The 26,048-nt window shown below is 62.1% G+C and carries 29 protein-coding genes; 10 read left to right on the forward strand and 19 right to left on the reverse strand.

Going from position 1 to position 26,048, the window contains the following annotated elements; translation table 11 throughout:
- Positions 1-83 precede the first annotated feature (83 nt).
- From BUB53_RS04345 to BUB53_RS04365, 5 genes are read left to right on the forward strand one after another with little or no spacing between them, the layout of a single operon-like run.
- On the forward strand, positions 84-971 hold the full coding sequence (locus BUB53_RS04345) for an ABC transporter substrate-binding protein (protein WP_373285760.1): 888 nt from the start codon (positions 84-86) through the stop codon (positions 969-971).
- Entirely contained in the window at positions 968-1,642 is a 675-nt protein-coding gene (gene tenA / locus BUB53_RS04350) for a thiaminase II (protein WP_073033109.1), read from the forward strand. The genes BUB53_RS04345 and tenA overlap by 4 nt, the downstream gene beginning before the upstream one ends.
- Positions 1,639-2,364 (forward strand): ABC transporter ATP-binding protein, encoded by a 726-nt coding sequence (locus tag BUB53_RS04355; protein WP_073033111.1) that lies wholly within the window; start codon positions 1,639-1,641, stop codon positions 2,362-2,364. Before tenA ends, BUB53_RS04355 begins: the two co-directional genes overlap by 4 nt.
- A gap of 17 nt (positions 2,365-2,381) precedes the next feature.
- Entirely contained in the window at positions 2,382-3,038 is a 657-nt protein-coding gene (locus BUB53_RS04360; RefSeq protein ID WP_073033113.1) for a TenA family protein, read from the forward strand.
- The gene (locus BUB53_RS04365) at positions 3,035-3,775 is read left to right on the forward strand and encodes an ABC transporter permease (RefSeq protein ID WP_073033115.1); all 741 of its coding nucleotides are present in this window, start codon (positions 3,035-3,037) and stop codon (positions 3,773-3,775) included. Before BUB53_RS04360 ends, BUB53_RS04365 begins: the two co-directional genes overlap by 4 nt.
- Before the next feature lie 157 nt (positions 3,776-3,932).
- Here BUB53_RS04365 and BUB53_RS04370 read toward each other — a convergent pair whose 3' ends face one another.
- The 4 genes from BUB53_RS04370 to BUB53_RS04385 all read right to left on the reverse strand — a co-directional run bounded on the left by BUB53_RS04370 (position 3,933) and on the right by BUB53_RS04385 (position 7,484).
- Complete coding sequence (locus BUB53_RS04370; RefSeq protein WP_073033117.1) at positions 3,933-5,495, reverse strand: trimethylamine methyltransferase family protein; 1,563 nt, start codon at positions 5,493-5,495, stop codon at positions 3,933-3,935.
- Between the two features lie 107 nt (positions 5,496-5,602).
- Positions 5,603-6,490, reverse strand: coding sequence for a DMT family transporter (locus tag BUB53_RS04375; protein ID WP_073033119.1), 888 nt, complete (start codon positions 6,488-6,490; stop codon positions 5,603-5,605).
- Entirely contained in the window at positions 6,487-7,203 is a 717-nt protein-coding gene (locus tag BUB53_RS04380) for an HAD family hydrolase (protein WP_229709436.1), read from the reverse strand. The genes BUB53_RS04375 and BUB53_RS04380 overlap by 4 nt, the downstream gene beginning before the upstream one ends.
- Positions 7,200-7,484: a DUF3572 domain-containing protein gene (locus BUB53_RS04385; protein ID WP_073033123.1), complete on the reverse strand. Its 285-nt coding sequence runs from the start codon at positions 7,482-7,484 to the stop codon at positions 7,200-7,202. Before BUB53_RS04385 ends, BUB53_RS04380 begins: the two co-directional genes overlap by 4 nt.
- An 86-nt stretch (positions 7,485-7,570) precedes the next feature.
- Between BUB53_RS04385 and BUB53_RS04390 the strand changes: the two genes are divergently transcribed.
- Positions 7,571-8,962, forward strand: a complete 1,392-nt coding sequence (locus BUB53_RS04390; protein WP_073033125.1) for a diguanylate cyclase — start codon at positions 7,571-7,573, stop codon at positions 8,960-8,962.
- A gap of 28 nt (positions 8,963-8,990) precedes the next feature.
- On the opposite strand, the gene BUB53_RS04395 is transcribed toward BUB53_RS04390, so the two are convergent.
- The 4 genes from BUB53_RS04395 to BUB53_RS04410 form a co-directional block, all read right to left on the reverse strand.
- On the reverse strand, positions 8,991-9,467 hold the full coding sequence (locus BUB53_RS04395) for a periplasmic heavy metal sensor (RefSeq protein ID WP_073033127.1): 477 nt from the start codon (positions 9,465-9,467) through the stop codon (positions 8,991-8,993).
- Complete coding sequence (locus BUB53_RS04400; protein WP_073033129.1) at positions 9,467-9,847, reverse strand: hypothetical protein; 381 nt, start codon at positions 9,845-9,847, stop codon at positions 9,467-9,469. Before BUB53_RS04400 ends, BUB53_RS04395 begins: the two co-directional genes overlap by 1 nt.
- Positions 9,840-10,418 carry an RNA polymerase sigma factor gene (locus BUB53_RS04405; protein ID WP_073033131.1) on the reverse strand — a complete coding sequence of 193 codons (579 nt, stop codon included), beginning with the start codon at positions 10,416-10,418 and terminating at the stop codon, positions 9,840-9,842. The genes BUB53_RS04400 and BUB53_RS04405 overlap by 8 nt, the downstream gene beginning before the upstream one ends.
- Before the next feature lie 107 nt (positions 10,419-10,525).
- Positions 10,526-11,188, reverse strand: a complete 663-nt coding sequence (locus tag BUB53_RS04410) for an EF-hand domain-containing protein (RefSeq protein WP_073033133.1) — start codon at positions 11,186-11,188, stop codon at positions 10,526-10,528.
- 225 nt (positions 11,189-11,413) lie between these two features.
- On the opposite strand from BUB53_RS04410, the gene BUB53_RS04415 reads away from it, so the two are divergent.
- Both BUB53_RS04415 and BUB53_RS04420 read left to right on the forward strand, forming a co-directional pair.
- Positions 11,414-11,803: a DUF983 domain-containing protein gene (locus tag BUB53_RS04415; RefSeq protein WP_073033142.1), complete on the forward strand. Its 390-nt coding sequence runs from the start codon at positions 11,414-11,416 to the stop codon at positions 11,801-11,803.
- Between the two features lie 28 nt (positions 11,804-11,831).
- A complete protein-coding gene (locus BUB53_RS04420; RefSeq protein ID WP_073033144.1) occupies positions 11,832-12,530 on the forward strand; it encodes an NUDIX hydrolase in 699 nt (232 codons plus the stop codon).
- A gap of 25 nt (positions 12,531-12,555) precedes the next feature.
- Here BUB53_RS04420 and BUB53_RS04425 read toward each other — a convergent pair whose 3' ends face one another.
- From BUB53_RS04425 to BUB53_RS04435, 3 genes are read right to left on the reverse strand one after another with little or no spacing between them, the layout of a single operon-like run.
- Positions 12,556-13,458 carry a DMT family transporter gene (locus BUB53_RS04425; RefSeq protein ID WP_073033146.1) on the reverse strand — a complete coding sequence of 301 codons (903 nt, stop codon included), beginning with the start codon at positions 13,456-13,458 and terminating at the stop codon, positions 12,556-12,558.
- A 21-nt stretch (positions 13,459-13,479) separates the two neighbouring features.
- On the reverse strand, positions 13,480-14,388 hold the full coding sequence (locus BUB53_RS04430; protein WP_073033148.1) for a fatty acid desaturase: 909 nt from the start codon (positions 14,386-14,388) through the stop codon (positions 13,480-13,482).
- Positions 14,381-14,587, reverse strand: coding sequence for a DUF2061 domain-containing protein (locus tag BUB53_RS04435; RefSeq protein ID WP_073033150.1), 207 nt, complete (start codon positions 14,585-14,587; stop codon positions 14,381-14,383). Before BUB53_RS04435 ends, BUB53_RS04430 begins: the two co-directional genes overlap by 8 nt.
- A gap of 106 nt (positions 14,588-14,693) precedes the next feature.
- Here BUB53_RS04435 and BUB53_RS04440 point away from each other — a divergent pair, with 106 nt between their 5' ends.
- Positions 14,694-15,578, forward strand: a complete 885-nt coding sequence (locus BUB53_RS04440; protein ID WP_073033726.1) for a helix-turn-helix domain-containing protein — start codon at positions 14,694-14,696, stop codon at positions 15,576-15,578.
- Positions 15,579-15,989: 411 nt separating this feature from the next.
- On the opposite strand, the gene BUB53_RS04445 is transcribed toward BUB53_RS04440, so the two are convergent.
- The 7 genes from BUB53_RS04445 to BUB53_RS04475 are packed head-to-tail and all read right to left on the reverse strand — an operon-like array spanning position 15,990 to position 23,961.
- Positions 15,990-17,156: a phenylacetate--CoA ligase family protein gene (locus BUB53_RS04445; RefSeq protein ID WP_073033152.1), complete on the reverse strand. Its 1,167-nt coding sequence runs from the start codon at positions 17,154-17,156 to the stop codon at positions 15,990-15,992.
- 33 nt (positions 17,157-17,189) lie between these two features.
- Positions 17,190-17,981 carry an ABC transporter ATP-binding protein gene (locus BUB53_RS04450; protein ID WP_073033155.1) on the reverse strand — a complete coding sequence of 264 codons (792 nt, stop codon included), beginning with the start codon at positions 17,979-17,981 and terminating at the stop codon, positions 17,190-17,192.
- 2 nt (positions 17,982-17,983) lie between these two features.
- On the reverse strand, positions 17,984-19,231 hold the full coding sequence (locus BUB53_RS04455; RefSeq protein ID WP_073033164.1) for an ABC transporter substrate-binding protein: 1,248 nt from the start codon (positions 19,229-19,231) through the stop codon (positions 17,984-17,986).
- A 38-nt stretch (positions 19,232-19,269) separates the two neighbouring features.
- The gene (locus BUB53_RS04460; RefSeq protein ID WP_073033166.1) at positions 19,270-20,343 is read right to left on the reverse strand and encodes a branched-chain amino acid ABC transporter permease; all 1,074 of its coding nucleotides are present in this window, start codon (positions 20,341-20,343) and stop codon (positions 19,270-19,272) included.
- A 3-nt stretch (positions 20,344-20,346) separates the two neighbouring features.
- Positions 20,347-21,225: a branched-chain amino acid ABC transporter permease gene (locus tag BUB53_RS04465; RefSeq protein ID WP_073033173.1), complete on the reverse strand. Its 879-nt coding sequence runs from the start codon at positions 21,223-21,225 to the stop codon at positions 20,347-20,349.
- A 2-nt stretch (positions 21,226-21,227) separates the two neighbouring features.
- Positions 21,228-23,186, reverse strand: coding sequence for an AMP-dependent synthetase/ligase (locus tag BUB53_RS04470; RefSeq protein ID WP_073033178.1), 1,959 nt, complete (start codon positions 23,184-23,186; stop codon positions 21,228-21,230).
- Positions 23,176-23,961, reverse strand: coding sequence for an ABC transporter ATP-binding protein (locus BUB53_RS04475; RefSeq protein WP_073033180.1), 786 nt, complete (start codon positions 23,959-23,961; stop codon positions 23,176-23,178). Before BUB53_RS04475 ends, BUB53_RS04470 begins: the two co-directional genes overlap by 11 nt.
- A 120-nt stretch (positions 23,962-24,081) precedes the next feature.
- Here BUB53_RS04475 and BUB53_RS04480 point away from each other — a divergent pair, with 120 nt between their 5' ends.
- Positions 24,082-24,990, forward strand: coding sequence for a LysR family transcriptional regulator (locus BUB53_RS04480; protein WP_073033182.1), 909 nt, complete (start codon positions 24,082-24,084; stop codon positions 24,988-24,990).
- A gap of 122 nt (positions 24,991-25,112) precedes the next feature.
- Here BUB53_RS04480 and BUB53_RS04485 read toward each other — a convergent pair whose 3' ends face one another.
- On the reverse strand, positions 25,113-25,976 hold the full coding sequence (locus tag BUB53_RS04485; RefSeq protein WP_073033185.1) for a universal stress protein: 864 nt from the start codon (positions 25,974-25,976) through the stop codon (positions 25,113-25,115).
- Positions 25,977-26,048: the final 72 nt, after the last annotated feature.

Raw genomic sequence — 26,048 nt, forward strand, 5'->3', positions numbered from 1 at the left:
CTGGCCGCAACGCGCACGAAAGGAGAGCCCCTTTGATACGCCTTCTCGCACTCGCGGCCAGTCTTCTGACGGCCGCACCAGCCATGGCCCAGGACAAGCTGACGCTGGTTCTGGACTGGTTCGTCAACCCCAATCACGGTCCGATCATCGTCGCACAGGAACAGGGCTATTTCGCGGATGAGAACCTAGAGGTCGAGGTGATCGCTCCCGCCGATCCGTCCGCGCCCCCCAAGATGGCCGCCGCTGGCAAGGCCGATCTGGCGATTTCCTACCAGCCGCAATTGCACCTTCAGGTCGCCGAGGGCCTGCCTCTCAAACGTGTGGGCACGCTCGTGGCCAGCCCTCTGAACTGCCTGCTGGTGCTTGAGGACGGCCCCATAAAGTCGGTCGCCGATCTCGAGGGCGGCAAGGTGGGCTATTCCGTCGCCGGCGTGGAAGAGGCCCTTCTGGGCGCCCTTCTGACCGATGCGGGCCTGACCATGGACGACATCGACCTGATCAACGTCAACTGGTCGCTGTCGCCCTCGCTGATGTCCGGACAGGTCGATGCCGTTTTAGGGGCCTACCGCAATTTCGAACTGAACCAGATGGAACTGGAAGGTATCGAAGGCCGTTGCATGTATCTGGAAGAAATGGGCGTGCCCGCCTATGACGAGTTGATCTATGTCGCCAATCCCGATCTGGCCGATATGGACGCCATTGCGCGTTTCCTGCGCGCAACCGGACGGGCCACCCAATATATCGTAAACCACCCCGAGGAAAGCTGGGAGGTTTTCTCGGGCACCTCGACCGACCTTCAGGACGATCTGAACGCCATGGCATGGGCCGATACGCTGACCCGCTTTGCCCTGCGCCCTGCGGCTCTGGATCACGGGCGGTACCGCGATTTCGGCGCCTTCCTGCAAAAGGCCGGCTTGATCGACACCGCCCCGCCGGTGAGCGCCCTCGCCCTGGACCCGAACGAACAATGACGGGCTATGGCGATACTTTCACGGCTTGGCGCACGGCGGCGGGCGATCACTGGTCCGCCTACACGCGTCATGCCTTTGTCGAAGGACTGCGCGACGGCTCCCTGCCGCCCACGGCCTTTCTGGATTATCTTGTACAGGATTACCTGTTCCTGATCCATTTCTCGCGCGCATGGGCCCTGGCGGTGACCAAGGCCGATACCGTGGATGAAATGCGTCTGGCCGCGGCCACGGTGAACGCGTTGATCAATGACGAACTCGCCCTGCATATCCGGACCTGCGCCGAAGCCGGGCTTTCGGAATCCGATCTGTTCACCGCGCAGGAAAAACCGCAGAACATCGCCTATACGCGCTATGTTCTGGATGCCGGGCACTCGGGCGATTTTCTGGATTTGCTGGCCGCCCTTGCGCCCTGCGTCATGGGGTATGGGGAAATCGGCACGCGGCTGGCCGCTGAAAAAACCTCGACCACCTACGCCGAGTGGATCGGCACCTATGCCGGCGAGGAATACCAACAGGTCTGCCGCGATGTAGGCAGCCTGATCGACACCGCCATCACCCGCCGCTTGGGCGATAGGCCACAAAACAGCCCCCGCTGGCCCCACCTGTGCCAGAGGTTCACAACGGCCACCCGGCTCGAGGTCGGGTTCTGGGACATGGGGCTTGAGACATGACATCTCCGGGCCTGCATGTCCGGGGCACCGCCCGGATCGGCGACACCCATGTGTTCGGCCCGCTCGACCTGACCGTCGCGGGCGGGGAATGGACCTGCCTCCTGGGCCCCTCCGGCGTGGGCAAGACGACCCTCTTGCGCCTGGTCGCAGGGCTGGATCGGGTGACCACGCTTGACGGGCAGATCGCCGCCTCGGACGGCAAACCCCTACAGGGCCGACTGGCACTGATGGCGCAAAGCGATCTGCTGATGCCGTGGCTCGATGTGATGGGAAATACCCTGCTGGGCGCGCGCCTGCGCGGGGAACGCCCCGACCGGCACCGCGCGACCGATGTATTGGCGCGCGTGGGGCTGAGCGATCACATACATAAAACGCCCGGCCAGTTGTCTGGCGGACAACGCCAGCGCGTGGCGCTCGCCCGAACCCTTATGGAGGATCGGGCCATCGTGCTGCTCGACGAACCCTTTTCCGCCCTCGATGCGCGCACCCGCTCGCAAATGCAGGATCTCGCCTGTGATCTGCTGGCAGGGCGCACCGTTCTCATGGTCACACATGACCCGACCGAGGCCGCCCGGCTGGGCGACACGATCCTGATCATGGAGCCCGGTGGTCTTTCGCCCTTCGCTCCGCCCCCCGGCGCGACGCCGCGCCCGATAGACGACCCCGCAACTCTCACCGCACAGGCCGATTTGCTGACCCGCCTGCGCAACAGTGCCGCCTGATCAAAGGATACCTGCCCATGCGCCCCACCGACCATCTGCGCGCCCTTGCCGCCGACGACTGGCAAGCCGCCACCCGGCACCCGTTCACCGACGCTCTGGCCGACGGCACATTGCCCGCCGACAGGATGCTGGCCTATCTGCAACAGGATCACCTGTTCATCGACGGTTTCGTGCGCCTCCTGGCCTCGGCCATCGCCAACGCTCCCAGCCTGCCCGATGCCATCCCGGCGGCCCAGTTTCTCGGCCTGATTTCGGGACCGGAGAACACCTATTTCCTGCGCGCAATCGACGCGCTTGGCGGCACCTGCGAGCCCCCCGCACCCGCAGCGCCCATCACCGCCGAGTTTCAGGCGCTGATGGCACAGGCGGCCCGTTCGGGCCGCTACGAGCAGATGCTTGCGGTGCTGGTGGTGGCGGAGTGGAGTTATCTCGACTGGGCCACACCCCATGCCGACAAGGCCGCCGATCTGCCCTTCTGGTTCGGGGAGTGGATCACGCTGCATTCCGGCGAGGGGTTCGAAGGCGTCGTCGCCTATCTGCGCAGTCAGCTTGATAGCGCCTGGCACACACTGGACGACGACGCAAAACATGCCGTCGAAACCACCTTCCGCCATGCCGTAACCCTTGAGCGCCGCTTCTTCGATGCGGCGCAGTCCGGTTTCCCATCCCCATGAAGAACTGGCTTTCAATCCTTGCTTCGACGGTTTTCGGTCTGGCCCTCTGGCAGGCGGTCGTCACGCTGACTGTGCCGCCCTCCTACATCCTGCCCGCCCCGTGGGACGTGGCCGAAACCCTCTGGACCGCACGGGGGCAGATCGCCCATCACTCGCTTTACACCATGGGCGAAGTGCTTCTTGGCCTTGTGCTTGGTGCGGCGCTTGGGGCGCTGTCGGCCATCGGTTTGGCCTCTTCGCCGCTGGCGCAGACCCTTTTGCGCCCGATGATGGTGTTTAGTCAGGCGATCCCTGTCTTCGTACTCGCCCCGATCCTGACGCTCTGGCTGGGATACGGCATCTGGCCCAAGGTGATCATGGCCTTGCTGATCATCTACTTCCCCGTCACATCGGCCTTTTTCGACGCTCTGATGCGCACGCCCGTGCCGTGGCTGGATCTGGCACAGGTGATGGGTGCAAATCGACGGCGGGTCATGTGGCACATCCGCATTCCAGCCGCCCTGCCCGGCCTCGCCTCTGGCCTGCGCCTGGCCGCCGTCTATGCCCCCATCGGCGTGATCATCAGCGAATGGGTCGGCGCATCGCAAGGGCTCGGCTACCTGATCCTGCTGGCCCTCGGGCGCGTCAAGGTGGACCTGATGTTCGCCACAACCATCGCCCTAGCCGTCTTTACCCTGCTGACCTACGCCGCGGTCGATCATTTCTGCCGCCACTGGCTCGACGCGCCGACGGAGTGATCTCCGATTGGTCAGGTTCCAATACGCCCGCCGGGTGCTCCTGCCCTGTCCACAAGCCCCCTTCTATCAACTGCCCCACCCATGTCGCGAGAGCGGGCGGGAGGACACCGACACAATACCGACGCGATACCGACGTTATACAGATGCCGGTTTCGGCTCAAAAATCGGTTGGCGCTCCCCCCTCGGCCTTGCGGCGCTCGACGAAGGATTCCAGCTCTTCCCGGATCGCCTCGTCCATTGGCGGCGCCACGAATTCGGCGATGATCTCCTGATAGATCTGATGGGCCCGTTGCGCCGTCCAGACGCCGCCCGCCGCCTCCCATGCCTCGTAATTGCGCCAGTCGCTCAGGAAGGGTTGATAGAACGCGGTGGTATAACGATCCTGGGTATGCTGGATGCCGAAGAAATGCCCCTGATCCCCCACCTCGCGCACCGCCTCGACCGCGATGTCGTCCGGGCCCGTCGCCATGATCGCAGAGTCCATATACCTCTGAATATGCTGTATTATTTCACAATCCATCACGAATTTCTCCGGGCTGGCGATCAGCCCGCCCTCCAGCCATCCGGCCGAATGATAGACCATATTGGCGCCCGCCTGCACCGCCGACCACAGGCTGTTCGAGGTTTCCCACATCGCCTGCCCATCCGGCACATTGGCCGCACAGACCCCGCTGGCACGCATCGGCAGCCCGTAAAACCGCGCCAGTTGCCCGGTCATTTGCGTGGCTCGCATATATTCCGGCGTCCCGAACGCCGGCGCACCCGATTTCATGTCCACATTGCTGGTGAACGTTCCGATCGCACAGCACGCACCGGGCCGGATCACCTGCGCCAGCACCACGGCACACAGGCTTTCGGCGAGGGATTGCGCCACCGCCCCGGCCATGGTCACCGGCGCCATCGCCCCGGCCAGTGTGAAGGGCGTCACGACCAATCCCTGATTGCGCCGCGCGATCCGCATCCAGCCATCCAGCATCGGGTAATCGTGCTTGAGCGGCGAGGTCGAGTTGATGTTGGTGTACATGTGAGGGCGGGCCTCGAACTCTTCCTCGTTCAAACCGCCCGCGATGCGCACCATCTCCATCACGTCCTCGACCCGCTCCTTGCCCAGACAATAGGCATGGGCGACCTTGTCGGTCAGTGTCAGCTTGTCATACAGAACGTCCAGATGCCGCACGCTGGCGTGAATATCCTGCGGCTCGACCGGATAACCGCCGACGAAGTGGATACAATTGAAAAACTGGCTGAGCTTGAGCAGGTCACGGCACATTTCCCGCGTACCCGTCACCTTGCGGCCTAATTTCATGTCCCAATAACTGGGGGGCGAGGACACGTTGCCGAAATTGATATGCCGCGCGCCCATCGTCAGTGTGTGGTCAGGGTTGCGCGGTGTGATCGTCCATTCGGACGGGGCCTTGCCGATCATCTCCATCACGAAATCGCGGCCCATACACACGTTTTCGCCATTGATCGTGCATCCGCCCGAACCGCGCAGGATCTCGACAGCCTCTTCATGAAGGAACTGGATGCCGATTTCTTCAAGGATTTGCATCGCGCCGTTATGAATGGCCTCCACGCCCTCATGGCTCAGAGGTTCGATCGGCCGGTCGATATTGATCGGCGGGTTCCACGGCATCTGTTCGATCACCGCTCCACCGCGCCGTTGTGCATTTCCTGCCCGTCCGCCGCTGCGCTTCCTGCGTTTTGGTGCTTCTGCCATGGGGCTCTCCGCTTGTGGTTCCACCTATGGAAACACTGAGCGCCCCTACAGGTTTGCCGCTTTGCGACCGATCCTGTCGTTTTTGTATAAGATGAAATAGCCGAGCGTCAGGCCAGGCACTTCCGGCGCGACCGTCCGGTCAGAAAAATGTAAAGCGCCAGACTGCTCACCACGATCACACCGCCAACCAGCATGGCCAGTGTTGGCTTTTCCCCGACACCCAACCAGACCCAAAGCGGCCCAAGAACGGTTTCCAACAGCATCAGCAAGCTGACATTGGACGCATGCGTGTAACGCGACGCCAGAGACAAAAGAAAGAACGACAAGGGCAACACCAGCATACCCGTCACGGCCATCGCCCAAACCTGCCCGTCCAACATCCGGGCAGGTCCCGTCACGATCAATCCGAACATCCCCGCCAGAAAAGCGCCGGCGCCGATCACCAGCAAGATCGGCAATTGCGGACGCGCCCGGAGAACGACAAAATTCAGAGCAAGCACAAGCGCCACCCCAAGGCCAAGCCCTGCCCCGATCAGCGCATGCAGGTTCAGGCGCACCTCGTCTCCTTCACCACCCGTGACGGCAATCAGGATTCCCGTGATCACCGCAGCAATTGTCAGCCATGTCGCCGCGCGCGTTGGTTCACCCGAAATCAACCACGCCAACACTGCGGCACAAACCGGCACTGTCGCCAGCCCGAACAACACCACCGCCACCGGCGCCACTGCAATAGCGAGGCAAAACAACAGCGAATTGAAAAACTGGCAGGCCACGATGATCGCGCCGGGTTTACTGAACAGGTGGCGCATATCGCCGCCCCGGTCACGCCCGAAACACGCCCAAAGCGCAATCATCACCGCCCCCATCAGCAGACCACGCCAGGCGGTCATCTGGAAGCCGTCCATTTGCGACAAACGCATGAACAGGGAATCCGGGGTCAGAACCAGGGTTCCGACCGCTGCCAGACCCAAACCATAATACGGGTGGTGTGTCACGCAACAATCCAGGCGGGCAGATGCCCGATATCGGGCAGAACGACATCTGCAAGCGCGGAAAGTTCATCGCGCCCGGCCATGCCGGTCAGAACGCCCACCGTCTGCATGCCCGCCGCGCGCCCCGCAACCAGATCATGAGCACTGTCGCCCACCATGACCACCCGCGCGGGCGCAAGCTGCATCTCGCGGGCGAACGCCAGCAACGGGTCAGGATCGGGCTTGGCCCCATGCCCGGAATCGAACCCGGCAATAAAATCGAAATGTCCCTCGATGCCTGCCGTCCGCAGGTGGCTGCGGGCGCCGAACTCGGTATCGTTCGTCATGACCCCCAGTTTGAGCCCCCGCGCCGACAAACCTTGCAGGAACGGTGTTAACGGCACCGCAGGAGCCAAGGGGGCATCGGTGGAGCTATGCATCAGAAAATGCTCGATCTCTTCCACGGATTGACCGGGCAAAACCCGCACCAGACGTTCCGCAGCCTCGCGATTGGTTTCGGCAATAATCGGGCTCGTCGGGTGAAACCGGGTCTCAAGCAGGTCGAATTCCAGCGCTTGCGCGATACGCTCCATCAGGTCCGGCTGATCTTGCGCCAGTTCCCGGATCGCCCCCGCCGCCCAGGTATTCCATGTTGCGCCGAAATCGAACAGCGTGCCGTCCTTGTCGAACAGAACACCGTCAACCCTCATTGACGAAATCTGAGTGTTCAAAGTCATGTCCAGTTCACCTGCTCTCCACCCGGCAATGCCATCCGGGCGCGCATCGGAATATCCGCCGCAATGCCCTGCGCCTCGCAAAAGGAGACGATCCAGGCATCGTCCATCAGGACAAAATCCAGGACCGAGCCAAGAAACTCGGGGTTCTGCGCGCCTTCGCGCATATCCGCTTCGGATACGCCGGTGGCCCCCATAAAGACGGGAAGCAATTCGTTATTTCCCGCCAGCCAGGTCAGACATTGCAATGCAACGGTTTGAGCGGTTTCCTGCGTAAGTGCCAAAAGCGTTAATTCCCGGAAAGGTTTTCTTAACCTCTGACAGGGATAGTCGAGCAAACAAAAAGAGCAAGTCCGAAAGGCGACATGCCATGTCAGGGAAAATCCTTGTGGTGGACGGTTTGGCGACGAACAGGATCGTCCTCAAGGTCAAGCTGGCCACAGCATATTACGAAGTGATCCAGGCCGCCAACGGGGCCGACGCCCTGTCGCTTGCTCAACGGGAACGCCCCGACCTGATCCTGCTGTCTGCCCAACTTCCCGACCAACGCGGATCGGATTTTCTGACGGCCCTGAAGGGGCGGCTGGGGCGGGAGACCCCTCCGGCCATCATGTTCCTGACAGAAGACAATTCACAAACACGGCTGGACGCACTCAAGGGGGGGGCGGCGGACATTCTGGTCAAACCGGTTGAAGAACAGGTCCTGCTGGCTCGCCTGCGCAGCTTGTTGCGTCAGCATCAGGCCGCACGCGACATGCGCATGCATCTGGAAGGCGCAAACGAATTCGGGTTTTCCGAAGCCTCCGGGCGCTTCAGGATACCTGGCCGGATCGGCCTGGTATCTGGCAGGAATACCGCTACCCTGCAATTTCAGAACGATTTGCGGGCAATGAGCCAACATCGGGTGATGTCTCTCGATCCCGAAGGCGCATTGTCCTCGCCCGGTCCGGGCGAGGGACCGGATGTTTATCTGCTTTGGGTCAGTGCCTCCAATGCCGATGAAATGCGCGGTCTGATCACCAAATTGCGCGCCGCGCCTCACAGCCGTCACCGCCCGGTCATGGTTGTACTTGCACCGGATGCCTCGGAGCAAATGGCCAGCGCACTGGACCTGGGAGCCGATGACGCCATGCAAGACATGCAGGATATGCGAGAACTGGCGTTGCGGATCGACCGGCAAGTAAACGAAATGCGCTGTGCGGAATCGATGCGCAAACACCTGCGGCACAGTCTGAAGGCCGCGATGGTCGATCCTCTGACCGGCCTCTATAATCGCCGGTACGCCCTGCCTTATCTCGACAAGCTGATCGACGCGGCCCATTGCGAAAATCGCAGCTACGCCGTGATGGTCGCCGATCTGGACTATTTCAAACTGGTCAATGATCGCTACGGGCATGCAGCAGGCGACGCAGTGCTCAATCATGTCGCGCGCATTCTGAAATCCTGCCTCCGACCAGATGACATGATCGCCCGCATCGGCGGTGAGGAATTTTTGATCGTCGTCCCAAACAGTTCCCCGGCAGCGGCGCGGGAACTGGCCAGCCACCTGTGCGACACGGTGCGTAAATGCCCTGTCCATACCGTGGCCGGAGCGCCTCCGGTAACGGTGACCGTCAGCATTGGCGTCATGCTGGGGCATCCTTTGCCAGATGGCGCCAAACCCAATGCGCATACCCTCCTGGACGAAGCGGACCGTGCGCTCTACCGCTCGAAATCAATCGGGCGCGACACGGTGACCTTCGGGCCGCGAACCGCGGCCTGATGGCACCGGATACACCTTGAAAAGGGTGTCAGCGGCGGCGGTTACTCTCGGTCAGACGATCCGCATACTCTGCACGTTCCTGCGGTGACATGGCTTCCAGACGATCCAGAAGCAGGGTCTCTCCCAGTTCAAGGCGATCCCGCATCAGATTGCGCATTTCCGACATACGGGACTGAACGACCGCACGCTCAAACGGATCGGCCCGCAGCGCCGTTATCAGCCCGTCCAACGCCTCGCGCTGTGCCGTCCGGCCCGGTCTGCCATCGCGATAGGCTGCACGCATTTGCCGGCCGATCTCACGCCGATCTTCATGGCTCAGCGCCCGTGTCATTGGCCCACCCGCCCTGTCAAAGCCCGGCACATGGTGCGGATGTTTACCTCCGCTCATGATCAAAACGCCACCGACCGCCCCGACCACAAGCAGGTTCAAGGCCAGAGATGCCACGAGAATCAAACGCATCCACCGCCCGCTGCCGACCTTGGTTTCGTTGCCGCTCACGCCCATCACAATGCTCCTTCATCAAGCTCGAACAGGGCGTCGGCAGATAGATCCACAAGGTACAATGCTTCGTCCGGCTCGTCATAGGTAGTGGCATAGGCGATCAATGCCGATGACTGGCTCATTCCGATCCATAGTCCCGTGACGACCGCTGCGGCGAGACCAGCTACAGCGGGCCAGCCGCCCAATCCCTGCACCAGTTGCCGGACAAACCCGCCCACGCGCACGCCGGATGCTCGGGCCACGGGAAATCCGGCCTGCACATCGGCCGCATCCGCCAGGATCCGGGCCATCAACTCGGATGAAGGCGCACGACAGTCCTTGCGGGCAGCTTCGAAATAGGTTTCCAGCACCCGGTCAGCATTATGTTTATCCGTCTCACGCATCGCCAAATCCCAGTTCTTCGCGTCGCCCGGCCAGATCCGCCACCAAACCTCTGCGGCCTCGGGCCAGCAGGCTTTCCACGGCCTCGACGCTGGTTTCCATGATTTCCGCGACCTCGGGATTGGCCAGCCCTTCAAGGTCGCGCAGAACAATTGCCTGTCTTTGCCGCGCGGGCAAATGACCAAGCGCCACCTGCAAAGCCTGCGCGCGTTCAGCCCCCTGCAACGTTTCCGCGGGGCCCTTGCGCTCATCCTGAGGCTCGGGCACGGACTCCAGAGATTCCCCCTGTATCCGGCGCAAACGGTCAACGCACAAATTGGCAACCACGCGGTACAGCCAGGTCGTGATACGCGCTTCGCCCCTGCGCCACTCAGGCGCGATTTTCCAAAGCCTCAACATCGCCTCCTGACTGACATCTTCGGCCTCGGCGTGATTGCCCAACAAACGATAGGCGTGGGCCATGACCTGCGGCGTCAATCGCATTGTCAGCGCGCGTGCCGCCGCCGCATCGCCACGAGCGAAACGCTCTAACAAGGCCTCATCCGGTATATCGCTCATCATGTCCAGCGGCATGTCCCTTGTCCTGCACCACAGTCTGAGCCGGTCCACCGCCGCCGACAATGGGAAAAAACCGGGATGGGGCGGCAGATCATACGCCACCCCGCCCCCGGAGCAAAAGATCACTGGTTACCCCGGCCCTTCTGTTGACCCTGACCGGGTTTCATTCCGTGACTATCGCCATAATAGTGATAGTGATAATGGATCTCCTGCCCATGACCATGATGCCCGCCTTTGTGCATGCCACCATGGCGACCCGCACCTTTCATGCCGCCGCACTGGCTCCGACCATGCATGCGGCCCTGCCTCCCTTCGCCGCTGCGTGCTTTGCGATACGCCTTGCGCTTGTCGCCCATGGCTTCGAACTCTTCTTTCGAAATCGCACCATCGCCATCCGTGTCGGCACGCTCCATCATCCGACCCATACGATCCCCGCGCATTTCATCAAGGCTCAGCATGCCATCGCCATCGCGATCCATACGCTCGATCATCTGAGTCGCACGGCGCGCCATGCGTTCGGCCATTTGAGCACGCATGCGTTCAGCCATTTCCTCGGCTGACAGTTTGCCATCGCCATCGGTGTCCGCTTCGCCAAAACGTGTCTCCGCACGCGTTGACATCTCTTCGGCGGTGATCTTGCCATCGCCATCCGTATCCAGTTCTTCGAAATTGAAGGCCGGGCCAGCGGGACCGTTGCCCGTGCCGTTTTGCTGGGCCATGACGAAACCCGAGGTTGCGGCCACAAAGGCCAGGGCAGCGCCAGTCATCAGGTACGTGCGTTTCATGAAAAATCTCCTTCACGTTTGTCTCGTTTCGAAACGTGCCCGCAGGCCATTTCACCCTGTCAAACGCGGGCCATGCTCAATTCCGTCGAAAAAAGTTGCGCATTGACTTCACGGATGCGTGAATGCCAGGGAAATTTGCGACATCGGGACGCAAGGACAACCTCCCGTCTTCATATCTTCGGGTAAATACCCCATCTTCTCAGGATTCGTTACCCGAGGGACGTTATGACTGATCAGACTATTAATCGAACCGAACGTGATTTGTGGCCCGCATTGCGCAAGGGTTTTCGCCGTAAATGCCCCAATTGCGGCAGCGGCCCGCTGCTGCAAAGTTATCTTAAAGTAAGAGAGACCTGTGCAGTCTGCCGCGAAGATCTGAGCCACCATCGTGCCGATGACGGCCCCGCCTATCTGACAATCCTCTTGGTCGGTCACCTGATGGCGCCGCTGCTCCATGTGTCCTTCGTGATGTGGCGCCCCGAGCCCCTGGTGCTGTTCACCATTTTCGCGGTTGGATGTGTCACACTCTCGCTATACCTTCTGCCACGATTGAAAGGGATGATCGTGGCGTTCCAGTGGGCCCGGCAGATGCACGGGTTCGGAAACACCGCTTGACCCTTTTCGCAATCTGAAATGGGTTATCATGAACGCTGTCGACAAATCCGCCATCCGAAATGCCTCCACGGTGATCGCTCTTCGCAACCGCATGGACGATCCCCATGTGCTTATGGGACAGCGCGGTTCCAAAGCAGCGTTCATGCCCAACAAGTTCGTCTTTCCCGGCGGAGCGGTCGATCCCGATGATGCAACCATCCCCCTGGCGCGTGCCCTGCCCGCACTGTGCGCCAAGCGCCTGACCGAAGACTGCAATGCGGATATCGGCCATGCCCTGGCCGCTGCCGCAATTCGCGAATTATGGGAGGAAACGGGCCTGATCCTGGGCGCTCCCGGCGAATGGCCGGCCAAAGCGCCACGGGACTGGGCCGGCTTTGCCGCGCAGGGTTTCATGCCCTCGGCCCACGCGTTGCAATTCGTGTTCCGTGCGATCACGCCGCCGGGGCGGCCCCGCCGGTTTGATGCGCGGTTTTTCCTGATCGACGCTGACGAGATCGCAAGCGACCTCGATGATTTCTCAGGCGCCTGTGACGAGCTTTCTCACCTGCAATGGATACCGTTGGCCCGCGCGCGGGAATTCGACCTTCCGTTTATCACCGAGGTCGTTCTCGCGGAAATCTCGGCGCGGGCCCAGGATACGTCGCCCCCCGCCTCTGTGCCATTCTTCCGCAACAACGATGAAGAAAGCCTGTTCTTGCGCCTGCAAGGCAAAAGCCCGCTCGACTGAGCAAAGGGGCGCCATTCAGCGTGGCTCACCCCAGCCACACCAGTGCAAGAATACTGACGCTCAACAAGGCGATTCCCACGATTTCGCGCATGGTCACGCGTTCGCGAAACACCAATACGGACGCCACCAACGAAAAGATCACCTCGATTTGCCCCACGGCAAACACCAGCGCGGCAGCCTGTAGCGTAAAGGCCGTGAACCAGCACAGGCTTCCGCCCATGCTCGTAAGTCCCACCCACACCGCCACCCGCCGCGCACGCCACACAGCAGCCAACTGCCCGGTCTCTCGCCAATGCAGCCACAACGCCAATCCCACAGCCTGGCTGCTGGTCACGACAGCCAGCGCGACACCTGCCCGCACCAACAAATCGGTGCTGGCAATTTCCAGCGTCGCACCGCGATAGCCTACCGCGGAAACCGCAAAGAGCCCCCCCGAAGCCAACCCGAGCACCGCAGCACGATTGACGATCCGCTGCAGACTCAATCCCGGCAGGCCAGCGTTGTCAGACAGGATAAGAACACCGATCAATCCCAGGACAATCGCGGCAAGAGCCAATAGGCTGATACGATCCCCCAGGATCACGAGACCGACCAATGCTGTCAGAACCACTTCGGTTTTCTTGAACGTAATTCCCACAGCGAAATTCCGGGCAGAAAACAAGGCAATGACACACCACGTCGCCACCACCTGCGTAACAGCCCCGGTTAGAGCATATATCCAGAACAGCGCCGACAGGCCTGGCACACCGCCCCCCTGCCAGATCATATAGCCGGTCATTCCTGCCACGACGAAGGGAGCAGAATAGGCAAATCGTGCAAATGTCGCCCCACCTGCGGAAAGCGCACCAAGGCTCAGTTGCTTTTGCAGCATGAAGCGCAGCGTCTGAAAGGCTGCCGCGGCAACGGAAAGAATAATCCAGGCGTCCATGAATTGGGCTATGCCCGGAAATCACTCCTTGCGCCAGAGCGGATGCGGCACCGGGTCTTTCGCACGCAGGAAATGCTTGCGAAAAATCTCGCCATAGGACCGGTAGAGATACCCGTCATTGCGGCCCAGATAATGGCTGCGATGCGCCGCGTAGAGCGCAGGCAGGCGATACCACGGAACCTTGGGATGCATGTGATGCACGACATGCAGATTGTTGTTCAGAAATATCAGCGCCAGCGGGCCGCGATCCTCGATGATCACCGTGCGGCCACGCGCCTTTTCGTGGGCACGGTGTTCCAGAAAGGTGCGGATTTTCAGGATCGAAAGCCCCGCGTACGTCGCCAGCAAATAGGCCCAGACCGGCATGACCGCGACACTGGCAATCCACCACACGACCAGCCCAACAGCCGGAAGATGCCACAGCCATGCAGCCAAGACCCCCGGCACCCCGGCGCGGATAGCGCGCCAGTCGTCTCGCATGAAGGCAACCTGCCCGACCACGGGACCGACCAGCAAACGCCCCACCAGCGTGTTGTTGAAGGCCAGAACCGCCCTGGCCCATCCCGGCAATGTCTGCCAGACAGCAGGGTCCATGTAGTTCGACTCGGGATCGTCATAGGGGTCTGTCAGATGTTCGTCATGGTGATGTGCCAGATGCGTGTCACGAAACCGCCGATACGGTACGAGCAGCGCAAGCGCCGGAAACACCAGAGCCTCGTTCAGGCGATTATTGCGAAACGGATGACCATGCAGCGCCTCATGGCACAACGATGAATGCAGCGCGATGCAAATGGCCGTAACGACGATCCCCAAGGGCAGCCACAGTGCGGCAAACCAGGTGGTTCCGGCGATCCATCCTGCATAACACACCGCCAGCAGGGCCAATGTCGGCCATTCGGCGAGCGCGCGGGCCTTCAACGCCTCAGACATGGTGGCGGCCCCAACTGATACGCGCCCAGACACGCTCGTACAGAATATACATCGTGAGGCCGATCACGGTATTGACGACCGCCATCGCGCCACCCACCGCGACCGAGCCGGTCAGGATCAGGCCGACCAACGCCATCACTGTCAACCCGATGATATTCCAGACGATTGCTTTCACAAGCGTGCGCTTGCGCGTTTCCATGAGGTCCTCCGATGTTTGATGCTGATCCTGTGGTATGACGAAATGGATCGGCCGAGGATTGCCAATCTGGTTAACATTTTTCTGCGTTGATGATATTTATCACCATATGATGCAAAATACCGACAAACGCCTGCGCGCCGATCTGTTCCGCACCCGCCTGAGCGAAGCCATCCGCGAGCGGGACACCAATCAAAGCGCGCTCGCCCGCGCCGTGGGCGTGGATCGCTCGACCATTTCGCAACTGCTCAAAGGAGAAGGCGCACGCCTGCCCAATGCGCAGGTCGTCGGTGAATGCGCCCGCGCACTCGGGGTGTCCGCAGACTGGCTTCTGGGCCTTACCGATCGCCCGGAAACCGCCGCCGACATCCTGCGCACCACCATGTCACTGACCGAAGCCCCCCGCGCCCTGGTGGATGAACAGATCTTCCAGTGGCACAAGGAGGCCGCCGGATACAAGATTCGCCATGTTCCGGCAGGCCTGTCGGATATGCTCAAGACCCGCGAAATGCTGGAATGGGAATACACTCCCCATCTGGGCCGCAGTACGCAACAGGCCATCGGAGCGTCCGAGGACCGGATGGACTGGATGCGCGGTACGCAGTCGGATTACGAAATCGCCATGCCGCTGTTCGAGGTCTACAGCCTTGCCCGTGGCGAGGGCTATTACGCCGGATTGCCCTACGAGCTGCGCAAGGCGCAGATCGAGCGCATGATTGATGTTACTCAGCAGCTGTATCCACGATTGCGCATCTATCTCTATGACGCCCGCCGGCTTTTTTCAGCGCCTGTCACGATCTTCGGCCCGCTGCTGGCCGTGGTCTATATCGGACAGAATTACATGGCCTTCCGGGATACCGAGCGCGTGCAGGCCCTGACCCAACATTTCGATCATCTGGTACGCGAAGCGCATGTCAGCGCCCGGCAACTGCCCGATCACTTGCACGAACTCTGGCAGGATGCGGCAGAGTCATCCATAAAACACAACTCTTGATGCAAGTCTTTGAGTCTATTCAGGCGGCCTTCGGCCCACTGATGAAGGCAACACATCGGTTTCACTGAAATCCCGTATTCACTTGGAAGCCCTGCATCTCCACTCCCCATCTGATCGGCACGTCGGTCTTACGCGTGACCAGAGTGTCCAATGATCACCGCGAGTCCACGCGAAAGCTCCGGCGTCAGCAGGCTTTCAACATACGCGGCAAAGGCTGCGCCACCACGGCTGAAATCAAACACTCCCGGCAACGGTGCCGACATCATCCATCCCGCAAAACATGATAGATCACTGGATCGGGCGCATGGGAATCCTGGCGATTCAGGTTTTCCGCGCGGTGCTTTAACACAACAGCCCCACACGTTGCGGCCGATGCACCGTGGTGACGGGAAAAGAGAACGGCCGGTTCCATCACGACGGCAGTGTACGTTCGTCCGAGATTATCTTGCCATCATTGGGCAGGCTGTCCGGCGCGACGATCCTGACCGCGCCCTTTATGCGCAGCCGTTCGGCCAGCCGTTCCTCGATCCCGTCTTGCAGCGTCGAATCCGCGTGTTCGACATAAAGCACCATACTGTCACGCTCGTTCTCACGGGTAATCACAAGGCGCATGCGTCCCACCCCCGGCAGGTCCTTGCGCATCGCCTCGATCTGTTCGGGGCGCACGAACATACCCTTGACCTTGGCGGCCTGATCCGCCCGGCCTTTCCAGCCGGCGATGCGTGGCTCTTCTCCCGGCAAAAGCGCCGACAGATCTCCGGTGGCGAAGCGGATCAGCGGATAATCCGGGTTGGGCCGCGTGACCAGCACCTCACCCACCTCTCCCCGGGGTACCGTATCGCCGCTGCCGGGGCGTGCGATTTCCAGGATGATCCTGTCACTGACCCGCATTCCCTCACCAGTGTCGTCCTCATAAGCGACGATGCCCAACTCGGCCGTGCCGTAAGCCTGCCGCACGGTAATGCCGCGCGCCTCGAAACCGGCCAGCAGCGAGGGCGTCAGCGCCGCGCCCGAAACCAGCGCCAGCCGGATCGGATTGGCAATCCCCGCCCCGTCGAGCTTGCCCAGAAGGATGTTCAGAAAATCGGGAATGCCGATATAGACCTCGGGCCGGTATTGTCCGATCGCCGCAATCTGATCGTCACCGGCCGACGGGCCGGCAGGAATGACCGCACATCCCAGCGACCGGGCACCGCTGTCGAACATGAAGCCAGCGGGCGTCATGTGATAAGAGAAGGTGTTGAGCACGATCATGCCCGGTCGCACCCCGAGCGCGCGCAGCGCATCGGCCGCGCCGAACCAGTCGTCACCGGCGCCTTCGGGCTCATAGATCGGTCCGGGCGAGGAAAACAGCCGCGCCATGCCGCCCGGCGCGGTCAGGTTCAACCCGCCGAAGGGCGGGGTCTGAGACTGTTTCGCCAGCAGATCGGATTTGCGCAGAACAGGCAGCTGCGCCAGGTCTTCCGGGGTGGGCACCCCGTCCGCCACCACCCCGAGCAGCCCCGTCCAGGCACCGCCGGCCTCGCGGATTCGGGCAAGCGTTTCGGCAAGGTTTGAAAAGGCGCGCGTATTGGTCATGACCGTCTCCTGCTTGCGATATGCCGACCGATCTCAGGCCAGCCAGCGTTTGCGACGGCTGTAATGCTTAACCGCACGGTAATCGGTATGCTCTCCGCCGCCGAGATAGAATTCCTGCACATCCGGGTTTTCCTTCAGTGTCGCGGCCTCGCCGGACATGACGATCTGGCCATTCTCGATCAGGTAGGCGCGATCGACGATTTCCAGCGTCGCGGTCGCGTTCTGCTCGACCAGCAGCACGGTCAGCTTGTGGCTTTCATTGATCTTGCTGATGATACCGAAGATCTCCTGCACCAGCAGCGGCGAAAGGCCCAGGCTCGGCTCGTCAAGCATGATGAGCCGGGGTTCGGTCATCAATGCGCGGCCGATGGCCAGCATCTGCTGTTCACCGCCCGACAGGTAGCCCGCCTTCGAGCGCCCCCGCTCCCGCAGGCGGGGGAAATAATCGTATACTTCCTCGCGCAGGTCTTCGAAAGACCGCCGTCCCGATCCGGCGCGATAGGCGGCGACAAGATTCTCGTCCGGCGTCAGGTGCCCGAAAACGCGCCGCCCCTCCAGCACGTGAACCAGCCCGGCCGCCACGCGGGCCGGGGCGCCGAGTGCAAGCAGATCGGTATCGCCAAAGCGGATCTCGCCCCGCGTGACCTGCCCCCGTTCGGGGCCCAGCAGGCCGCTGATCGCCTTGAGCGTGGTACTCTTGCCCGCCCCGTTGGATCCGAGAAGGGCGACCATCTCGCCCTCCCCGACTTCGAGGGACACGCCCTTGATCGCAAGAAACACCTTGTCGTAGATGACTTCGACATTGGAAAGGACGAGTCCCGGCATGATCACTTGCCCTCTTGGTAATCTGCGGCGCCGGCTTCGATCTCCTTGCGCACGATCTCCTGGAAGGCCGCGCCCCAGTCGCCGACGGGCACCCAGGCGTTGCCGTCCCATTGCCCGACACGGCCCGAGCCGCCGCCCTGGTGATCGCTTTCGGTGATCGTCACCGGCGGCATGAACCCGTCGGCATCGAAATCCGAGATCATCTCGAACCCGGCCTTGAGCTTCGGCCCGTCCAGCGGCGCGCCATGCGCCTCGAGCGCCAGCCGCGCGGCCTCGACCGAGACCGCCATGGTCGCCACGCCGATATTGTAATAGGTCGTCCCGACATTGGCCGTATCGCCCGCCCCCTTGCCGGCGTCGATAACCTTTTCCTGAATACGCTGGATGACCGGGCTTTCCATGCCCGTGGCCACTGCCTCGAAGCGCTTGACACCGGTCATCACGTCCGCACCCACATTGGCCACGTCGGTTTCGGCCAGCCAGACCACGGAATGGATGTTTTCCGGGGCGATGCCGTTGCGGATCGCCTCGCGCACCGAAACGGACTGGCCGCCCCCGGCGCCCCAGATGAACACCGCATCGGGACGATAGCGGCGCACCTCGGACCATGTGGCCGACTGTTCGTTACCGGGCGAAGCGTAGGGGAAGGCGCGCAGTTCGAAGTTCTTTTCGCTGGCCAGTTCCTCGAGAACCGGGATCGGCTCGCGGCCGAAGGGGCTGTCGATATGCACAATGGCGATTTTCTTGCCTTCGAGCCCGCCATTGTCCTCGATATACTGGGCCAGAACCGTCGCCTGCGACCAATAGGTCGCCATCATCGGAAAGACATAAGGAAAGACCGTGCCGTCCGACGCATCGCCCCGGCCGTGCAGCGCGGTGATCAGGACGACCTCGTCCTGAATCACCTGGTCGACCAGCGCGCGGCTGACCGGTGTCGAGAGGAAGTCGAACAGGATCGCACCTTCCTCGCGCGAGCGGTTATAGGCTTCGATGCCGCGCTGCGGCTGGTTGCCGGTATCGCGCACGATGGCCTCGAACATCGTGCCGTCAAGGCCGCCTTCCTCGTTGATCAGCGTCAGGTAATCCTGTTGCCCCTGGTTATACTCGCCCGTCACGAAGGTATAGACTGCGGTGAAATCCTGTAGCAGGGCGAATTTGATCGTGTCGTCCTGGGCCTGGGCCGTGCCCGCGCCACCCGCCAGGGCAAATGCCAGCGCGGCGGAACCCATCGTCTTCTTCAACCAGTTCATAAGGTTCTCCTCCCTTTGGTTGTTCCCCTGAACGGGGATCAGCTTCTGGAATGGCGGAATGGCCAGACCAGAAAATACTTGCGCGTGTTATCGTAAATCTTCGCCAGCCCCAGCGGCTCCCACAACAGGAAGCCGATGATCATCGCGCCGTAGAAGATCAGCGGCAGATGCGCCATCATGTTCTGCGAGATGTCGATCCACTGGGACGCGCCCAGCGTGGCGATCAGGTTGGTCAGCACGATCGGCACGATCAGCACGAACCCCGCCCCCAGATAGCCGCCCACCGCCGAGCCCAGCCCGCCCACCAGGACCATGGCGACCAGCTGGATCGAGACGTTGAAACTGAACTGTTCGGGCGTCACCGCGCGATAGTAGCAAAAGGCCAGCACCGCCCCGGTGACACCCCCCAGAAAGGACGAGGTCATGAAGGCCAGCAGCTTGTACCGGAACGGGTCCACCCCGATCACCGCCGCCGCGAAATCCTTGTCGCGGATCGCGATCAGCGCACGGCCGAAGCTGGTGCGCTTCACATTGAGGAAGAACACCGTCACCAGCAGCGTCCAGCCCAGGGCCAGGTAATAGCGCGAGGTCAGGTCCTGGATCGGCAGGCCGAGAAAGCGCACTTGCGGCGTACGCAGCGTCGCCTGCGCCCCGCCCGAGATTGCCGGCACGTTGACGATCACCCAGTCCACCAGGTACTGCATCGCCAGCGTGGCCATCACCAGATAAAGGCCCTTCACCCGCAGCGCCGCAGCGCCGAAGACGGTGCCGATCACCGCGGCGAACAATCCCGCCCCCAGCAGCGCCAGTTCAAAGGGTACGCCCGCCCGCACCATGTGGACCGAGGTATAGGCCCCCATCGCCATGACCGCCGCAAAGCCGAAATGCAGCTGCCCCGCAAGCCCCATCAGAAGCGACAGCGAAAGAGCCGCCGCCGTCCAGATCATCCAGGGCATCAGGTAGCTGCCCAGATAAAGCGTCGAGACCAGAAGCGGCGCAGCCAGCGCCAGCGCGGTCAGCGCCAGGACCTGCCAGCGATCTGCCGGGATCGGCCAGAGCGCGCGGTTCGTGGCATAGCGGGTGTGATAAACGCCGGATTGCCGGTAGAACATGGGTCAGATCCTCTCGATGTCTTCGCGGCCGAAAATGCCGTAGGGCCGGATCATGATGGTCAGAAGGATGATGAGTGACGTCACCACGTCGCGCGTCGATCCACCCGCGTAACTGTCCAGATACCCCGGCACCACCGATCCCAGGATGCCCACCAGCAAACCGCCCAGCAGTACGCCGACGATGGAATCGACGCCGCCCAGAATCACAACCGCGATCGCCGGGAACAGCAGCGCCGACAGGGTCCAATCCACCCCCTGCACCGCCCCCCACAACGTGCCCGCGCCCACCGCAGCGATGCCCGCGATCCCCCAGGACAGGCCGATCGCGCGCTCCACCGAAAGCCCCACGGCCCAACTGGCCAGATGGTCGTCCGAAACGGCGCGCATCTTGGTGCCCAGCCGGGTGCGGAAAAACAGCAGTGACGCCCCGATCAGCAGCAGCGCCACCACTCCGCCGACGATATACGCCCGGTTCAGGAACACGTCGCCGATGATGACCGGAGACAGGCTGATCCCGGCATTGAGCGATTTCGGCGCCGCGCCGAGAATGCCCGGCACCAGCCCGCGCAACAGGATCTCGATCCCCAGCGTCAGCATCACCACCATGATCACCGGCTGCCCCACCATGCGGCGCAGCAGAAAACGTTCGACCAGCAGCCCGAGGGCGAACATCGCCGCCGCGCCCAGCAGGACCGCCAGCCAGAGCGGCAGCCCGTAAGAGGTGAATATCCAGACCACGTAGGCCGCCGTCATCACCAGCGCGCCCTGCGCGAGGTTCGGCACCCCGGCCGATTTGTAGATCAGCACGAAGCCCAGGGCGACGAGCGAATACATCAGCCCCGTCAGCGCCCCGTTCAACAGCAGTTCCAGGAAATACGCCATGCTCAGCCCTCCCGTTCCGGCAGATCGGTGATTTCCAGATGCCGGGTCAGGGTGCCGGTCTGGCCGGTCTCGTATGTGATCCGCGCCTCGTAATCGAGGCTCCGCTCGCCCGCATAGACCGCATCGATGATCGCCTTGTAATGCTCGTCGATCACATTCCTGCGCAGCTTGCGCGTGCGCGTCACTTCGCCATCGTCGGGGTCGAACTCCTTGTGCAGGTTGACCATCCGGCGGATGAACAGGCTTTCGGGCACCGCGTTGTTGAGATGTGCGATCTCACCGGCGATCAGCGTCTGCACCTCGGGCCGCTGCGACAGTTCGGCATAGGAGGTATAGGGAACGCCCCGTTCCTGCGCCCATTGGCCGACTGCCGAGAAGTCGATGCAGACGATCGCGCTCAGGAACTCGCGCCCTGCCCCGATGATGCAGACATCGCGGATATTGGGCGAGAATTTCAGCCGGTTTTCCAGATAGGTGGGGATGAAGCGCGTCCCGTCGGCCTTGTGCACCACCTCCGAAAGCCGCCCGAGCACCACAAGCTGCCCGTCATCGGCAAATTCTCCCGCATCGCCGGTGCACAGCCAGCCATCGCGCAGCGTTTCGGCGGTGGCCTTCTCGTTCTGGAAATAGCCGTCGAACACGTTGTCGCCGCGGATCAGGATTTCGCCGGTGTCGTCGATCTTCAGTTCGATGCCGGGAAAAGGGCGCCCCACGGTGGTCAGGCTGATATCCTCGGCCGATTGCGCCACCGCCAGCGCACAGTTTTCGGTCTGGCCATAGAACTGTCGCAGGTTCAGCCCAAGCGCGCGGAAATAAAGGAACACGTCCTCGCCAATGGCCTCGCCCGCGGTATAGGGGCGTTCGACCTTGCGCAGGCCGAGCTGGTCGCGGATCGGCCCGTAGATCACCAGATCGCCCAGCCGGTACCACAGCTTTTGCAGGAGAGACGGGGATTTGCCCTCCATCTTGGCTTCTTCCAGTCGGATCGCAAAAGACATGAAGTGATCGTAGAGCCGCCGTTTCAGGCCGGTCGTCTCGGCAATGCCGACCTGGATACGGGTCAGCATTCCCGACCAAGCGCGCGGCGAAGCGAAATAAAGCGTCGGCGCGATCTCGCGCAGGTCGTGCAGCGCGGTTTCCTGGTTTTCGGGAATGTTGACGGTAAAGCGCAACTCCAGCGCCGCCGCGATGGAAAAGGCGAAATCTCCCACCCAGGCCATAGGCAGATAGGCCATGTGCTGCTCGCCCGTGCGAAAATAACCCGCTGCGGCGGCGTACCGCACCCCGGCCAGCACATGCCCGTGCTTGAGCGGAATCCCCTTGGGTGCGCCCGTGGTTCCCGAGGAATGCAGCAGCACCGCCGGATCATGCACATTCGGACGAGCCAGCAGATCGTCGCGCAGCGCCGGATCGCCGGCAAGCCGCGTGCGCCCGCGCTTGATCAGCGCCTCGATCGGCTGGGCGCCTTCCGGCGCAGCGGCGGTCAGGCCGCGCGGGTCGTCGTAATAGATCGCGCGCAGACCGTCCCATTGGCCGCGCACATTTTCGATCTTATCCACCTGCTCCTGATCTTCGGCCACTGCGGCGCAAATGTTCTCGCGCTGCATCTGTGCCAGAATCTCGCTGGGCTGGGCATCGGGATAGGCCGGCGAAGGGACCGCCCGCAGGCAGACCAGCGCCAGCATCGCGAAATAAAGCTGCGGACGATTGTCACCCACCACAAGCACCACATCGCCGTGCCCGATTCCCTCTTCCTCAAAACCGGCGGCCAGGGCCAGCACGACATCCAGATAGTCCGGCCAGGTCAGTTCGTGCCAGATTCCGCGGTCGCGTTCGCGCATGGCGATGCCATTGGGATAGTCTCGGGCGTTGCGTGCCAGAATCGCGATCAGGTGATCGTTCACCTTCCAGTTCGGGTGCAGCGCCGCCGTTGTTTCATCGGTCACGTGATCATGCCGCATCGCCGGTCCTCCCGATATAGGCCGCCACCACGGCGGGATCGGCGATCGCCTCTTTCGGCGGACCTTCCGCCAAAGACATACCGTCATTGAGCACCAGCGTGCGGTCGCAGATCGCAGTGATCACATCCATGTGGTGTTCGATGATCAGGACAGTCAGGCCAAGGCTTTCCTGCGCGTCGAGGACGAAGCGCACCATGTACTCCTTTTCCTCCTGGTTCATGCCCGCCATCGGTTCATCGAGCACCAGCATCCGCGGTTCGGCCGAAAGCGCACGCGCCAGCTCGACGCGTTTTTGCAGACCGAGGGGAATCACATCCACATGCTCGTCGCGCACGCTTTCGAGTTGCAGAAGGTCGATCACCTCTTCCACCTTGTCGCGGTGCTTGATCTCTTCGCGGCGCCCCCACCACGGATAGAACAGCGACGCCAGAGGGCTGGGATGCATGAAATTATGCCGCCCCATCAGGATGTTGTCGAGCACGCTCATGCCCCGGAACAGCGCCACGTTCTGGAAGGTTCTGGCAATACCGCCCGCCGCGATGCGATGCGGCTTCATACCGTTGATTTGCCGCCCCTCGAACAGGATGCGTCCTTCTTGGGGCGGATAGAAACCGGTGATGCAGTTGACCAGTGTCGTCTTGCCGGAGCCGTTCGGCCCGACCAGCCCGTAAATTTGGCCTTGCGCAACCGAGACGGACACACCCTTGAGCGCGTGAATCCCGCCGAACCAACGGCTCACGTTCTCGCATTGCAGTACGTTTTCGCTGGCACTCATGGCAACCGCAGGGGCCGTAATACCAGCCCTCCTCCCTTGGCGATCCGCATCAGCTCCTCCCAGACCACTGCGTTCAGGATGAGGCTAGCAAAGGACATGCTTTCTGATAAGCTGTAAATTATGGAAAGATCCGTTCTAAGAACTCGAACGCACCCCAATCTGGTCGATCACCTCGAAGCCTTCGTCACCGTCCATGAGGCGGGCAGTTTTTCGGCGGCGGCGCGGGTGCTGGGCCGTGCCGTCTCGTCGATCAGCTATTCGGTGGCGCAGCTCGAAACGCATTGTGGCTTCGAATTGCTCAGCCGCGGTTCCGGTCAGGTGAGCCTGACCGAACGCGGCCGCGCCGTTTTTGCCGAGGCACGCACCGTGGTGGACAATGCCCGGCGCTTCTCGGCCCATGCCCGGCTGCTGGAAAGCGGCGAGGAGACGCGCCTGCGTGTGCTCGTCGATGTGCTTTTTCCCCGCCAGCGCCTGAACGCCGCGCTTCTGGCCTTCGGCGCGCGACACTCGCGGGCGCGGATTCAGCTTTTCAATTCGTCGCTCAACTCCATGTGGACCGATCTGCGTCAGGGCGAGTATGATCTGGCCATGGCACTGACCGGCGCAATCCCTTCGGATATGGAGGCACGCGCCTTTGGCGAGGAACAACTCGCCCCCTATTGCGCCGCGACGCACCGCCTCGCTTCGGTGAAGGGCCCTGTGCCTGCCGGCGCCTTCCAGGCCGAGCGCCAGATTTACTATATTGGCGACCCGACAATCGACGTGGAACGCGTCGGCCGGGTGTTCTCGACCGACATCTGGACGGTAGATGATGTCGAACAGATCCGGCGGCTGGTGCTGGCCGGGGCGGGCTGGTGTTTCGGAGCGGATTTTACCTTCGAGGAGGAACTGGCCAAAGGCAAGGTGCGCCGAATCAACTGCGCAGACCCCAAGTTTCATCCGGTGCGCAATATCGGCGTGGTCTGGCCGCTCGAACGGCCACCGGGCATTCTCGGCAAATCCTTCATCGAGTTTTGCTGCAAACCATGAATGGCGCCCCCGGTCGATATCCCGCATCAGGACCTTGCATGAACGGTCGCGCGACAGATCGGGCTGTCACTCGATGACTGACCTGCGAACCTCCTTTGGTGTTATCCGTTCAGCCGTGCGGTTCATTCTTCGCGCTGCGGCGGAATGGCCAGAACATCGATCTGCGCTGTCCTGAACACCTGCTCCGTGACGCTGCCGAGAAGCATCTTCAACAGCCCGCTCCGGCCATGCGTCGACATCACGATCAGGTCCGCATCCTCTTCGTTGGCGGCCTTCAGGATTTCATGCGGCGCGGGCGAGGCTTCATAGCGCAGAACCTGCCGGGCCTGGCCGATGTCCACGGACGCGACAAAGCGGGAAAGCTCCAGTGCCGCGTCCCGCCGTTCGTCCGCCAGGTGTTTTTCCCGGTCCTCCTTCTGCATCACGTGCCCCATCACCAGCCGGAGCGCCGGCGCGTGGAACGTATGGAGCAGCGAATTCCGCGCCCCCGCACCGATCCCCAGCAACGAGAAACGTCGCAGCGCATCGCGCGAGCAGTCCGACAGGTCGGTCGTCTGCATAATGTGGCCATAGGGTCCGGCCGGCGGGGCGTTCACCATCAGGACGGGGCAATCCACCGACCGGATCACCCGCTCCGCCGTGGTGCCGATGAACACGTCGCGCAGCACCTGGCGCCGGTGCGGCCCGATGACGAGAAGATCGGGCGACATGTCCGCCACGGCTTCGAGGATGCCCAGGAAGGGCGAGGCCAGGACGACGCGCGTCCGACAGACCACGCCGTCCATCTCTTCCAGTGTCGCGGCCGTCTGGCGCAGCAGCGCCGCCGCCGCGTCCCGCTCCGCCTCGACGATCCGGCGTGGCTGATCGTCGTCAACCACGTGGACAAGCGCAAGGGTTGCGCCGAACTGTAGCGCAAGCAGGGTCGCGCGCCGCAGCGCCCGGTCGGATCTCTCGGAAAAGTCGGTGGCCACCAGGATCGTCTTCATCGCATCATGTCCTTTCGCGCCAAAATATTCAAAACCCTGCTTGAATCGTTCAATCTGCGCTATATTACGGTA

Source organism: Roseovarius pacificus, assembly GCF_900142665.1.
Taxonomy (GTDB): domain Bacteria; phylum Pseudomonadota; class Alphaproteobacteria; order Rhodobacterales; family Rhodobacteraceae; genus Roseovarius; species Roseovarius pacificus.

Coding starts and splice junctions, on each gene's coding strand:
- BUB53_RS04390 (WP_073033125.1), top strand. CDS start 7,571: ATGTCAGGGAAAATCCTTGTGGTGGACGGTTTGGCGACGAACAGGATC.
- BUB53_RS04480 (WP_073033182.1), top strand. CDS start 24,082: ATGGAAAGATCCGTTCTAAGAACTCGAACGCACCCCAATCTGGTCGAT.
- BUB53_RS04485 (WP_073033185.1), bottom strand. CDS start 25,976: ATGAAGACGATCCTGGTGGCCACCGACTTTTCCGAGAGATCCGACCGG.
- BUB53_RS04475 (WP_073033180.1), bottom strand. CDS start 23,961: ATGAGTGCCAGCGAAAACGTACTGCAATGCGAGAACGTGAGCCGTTGG.
- BUB53_RS04455 (WP_073033164.1), bottom strand. CDS start 19,231: ATGAACTGGTTGAAGAAGACGATGGGTTCCGCCGCGCTGGCATTTGCC.
- BUB53_RS04405 (WP_073033131.1), bottom strand. CDS start 10,418: ATGCCGCTGGACATGATGAGCGATATACCGGATGAGGCCTTGTTAGAG.
- BUB53_RS04450 (WP_073033155.1), bottom strand. CDS start 17,981: ATGCCGGGACTCGTCCTTTCCAATGTCGAAGTCATCTACGACAAGGTG.
- BUB53_RS04460 (WP_073033166.1), bottom strand. CDS start 20,343: ATGTTCTACCGGCAATCCGGCGTTTATCACACCCGCTATGCCACGAAC.
- BUB53_RS04410 (WP_073033133.1), bottom strand. CDS start 11,188: ATGAAACGCACGTACCTGATGACTGGCGCTGCCCTGGCCTTTGTGGCC.
- BUB53_RS04440 (WP_073033726.1), top strand. CDS start 14,694: ATGATGCAAAATACCGACAAACGCCTGCGCGCCGATCTGTTCCGCACC.
- BUB53_RS04445 (WP_073033152.1), bottom strand. CDS start 17,156: ATGACCAATACGCGCGCCTTTTCAAACCTTGCCGAAACGCTTGCCCGA.
- BUB53_RS04425 (WP_073033146.1), bottom strand. CDS start 13,458: ATGGACGCCTGGATTATTCTTTCCGTTGCCGCGGCAGCCTTTCAGACG.
- BUB53_RS04435 (WP_073033150.1), bottom strand. CDS start 14,587: ATGGAAACGCGCAAGCGCACGCTTGTGAAAGCAATCGTCTGGAATATC.
- BUB53_RS04355 (WP_073033111.1), top strand. CDS start 1,639: ATGACATCTCCGGGCCTGCATGTCCGGGGCACCGCCCGGATCGGCGAC.
- BUB53_RS04400 (WP_073033129.1), bottom strand. CDS start 9,847: ATGCGTGAGACGGATAAACATAATGCTGACCGGGTGCTGGAAACCTAT.
- BUB53_RS04345 (WP_373285760.1), top strand. CDS start 84: ATGGCCCAGGACAAGCTGACGCTGGTTCTGGACTGGTTCGTCAACCCC.
- BUB53_RS04365 (WP_073033115.1), top strand. CDS start 3,035: ATGAAGAACTGGCTTTCAATCCTTGCTTCGACGGTTTTCGGTCTGGCC.
- BUB53_RS04420 (WP_073033144.1), top strand. CDS start 11,832: ATGAACGCTGTCGACAAATCCGCCATCCGAAATGCCTCCACGGTGATC.
- BUB53_RS04430 (WP_073033148.1), bottom strand. CDS start 14,388: ATGTCTGAGGCGTTGAAGGCCCGCGCGCTCGCCGAATGGCCGACATTG.
- tenA (WP_073033109.1), top strand. CDS start 968: ATGACGGGCTATGGCGATACTTTCACGGCTTGGCGCACGGCGGCGGGC.
- BUB53_RS04360 (WP_073033113.1), top strand. CDS start 2,382: ATGCGCCCCACCGACCATCTGCGCGCCCTTGCCGCCGACGACTGGCAA.
- BUB53_RS04415 (WP_073033142.1), top strand. CDS start 11,414: ATGACTGATCAGACTATTAATCGAACCGAACGTGATTTGTGGCCCGCA.
- BUB53_RS04380 (WP_229709436.1), bottom strand. CDS start 7,203: ATGACTTTGAACACTCAGATTTCGTCAATGAGGGTTGACGGTGTTCTG.
- BUB53_RS04470 (WP_073033178.1), bottom strand. CDS start 23,186: ATGCGGCATGATCACGTGACCGATGAAACAACGGCGGCGCTGCACCCG.
- BUB53_RS04465 (WP_073033173.1), bottom strand. CDS start 21,225: ATGGCGTATTTCCTGGAACTGCTGTTGAACGGGGCGCTGACGGGGCTG.
- BUB53_RS04370 (WP_073033117.1), bottom strand. CDS start 5,495: ATGGCAGAAGCACCAAAACGCAGGAAGCGCAGCGGCGGACGGGCAGGA.
- BUB53_RS04395 (WP_073033127.1), bottom strand. CDS start 9,467: ATGGGCGTGAGCGGCAACGAAACCAAGGTCGGCAGCGGGCGGTGGATG.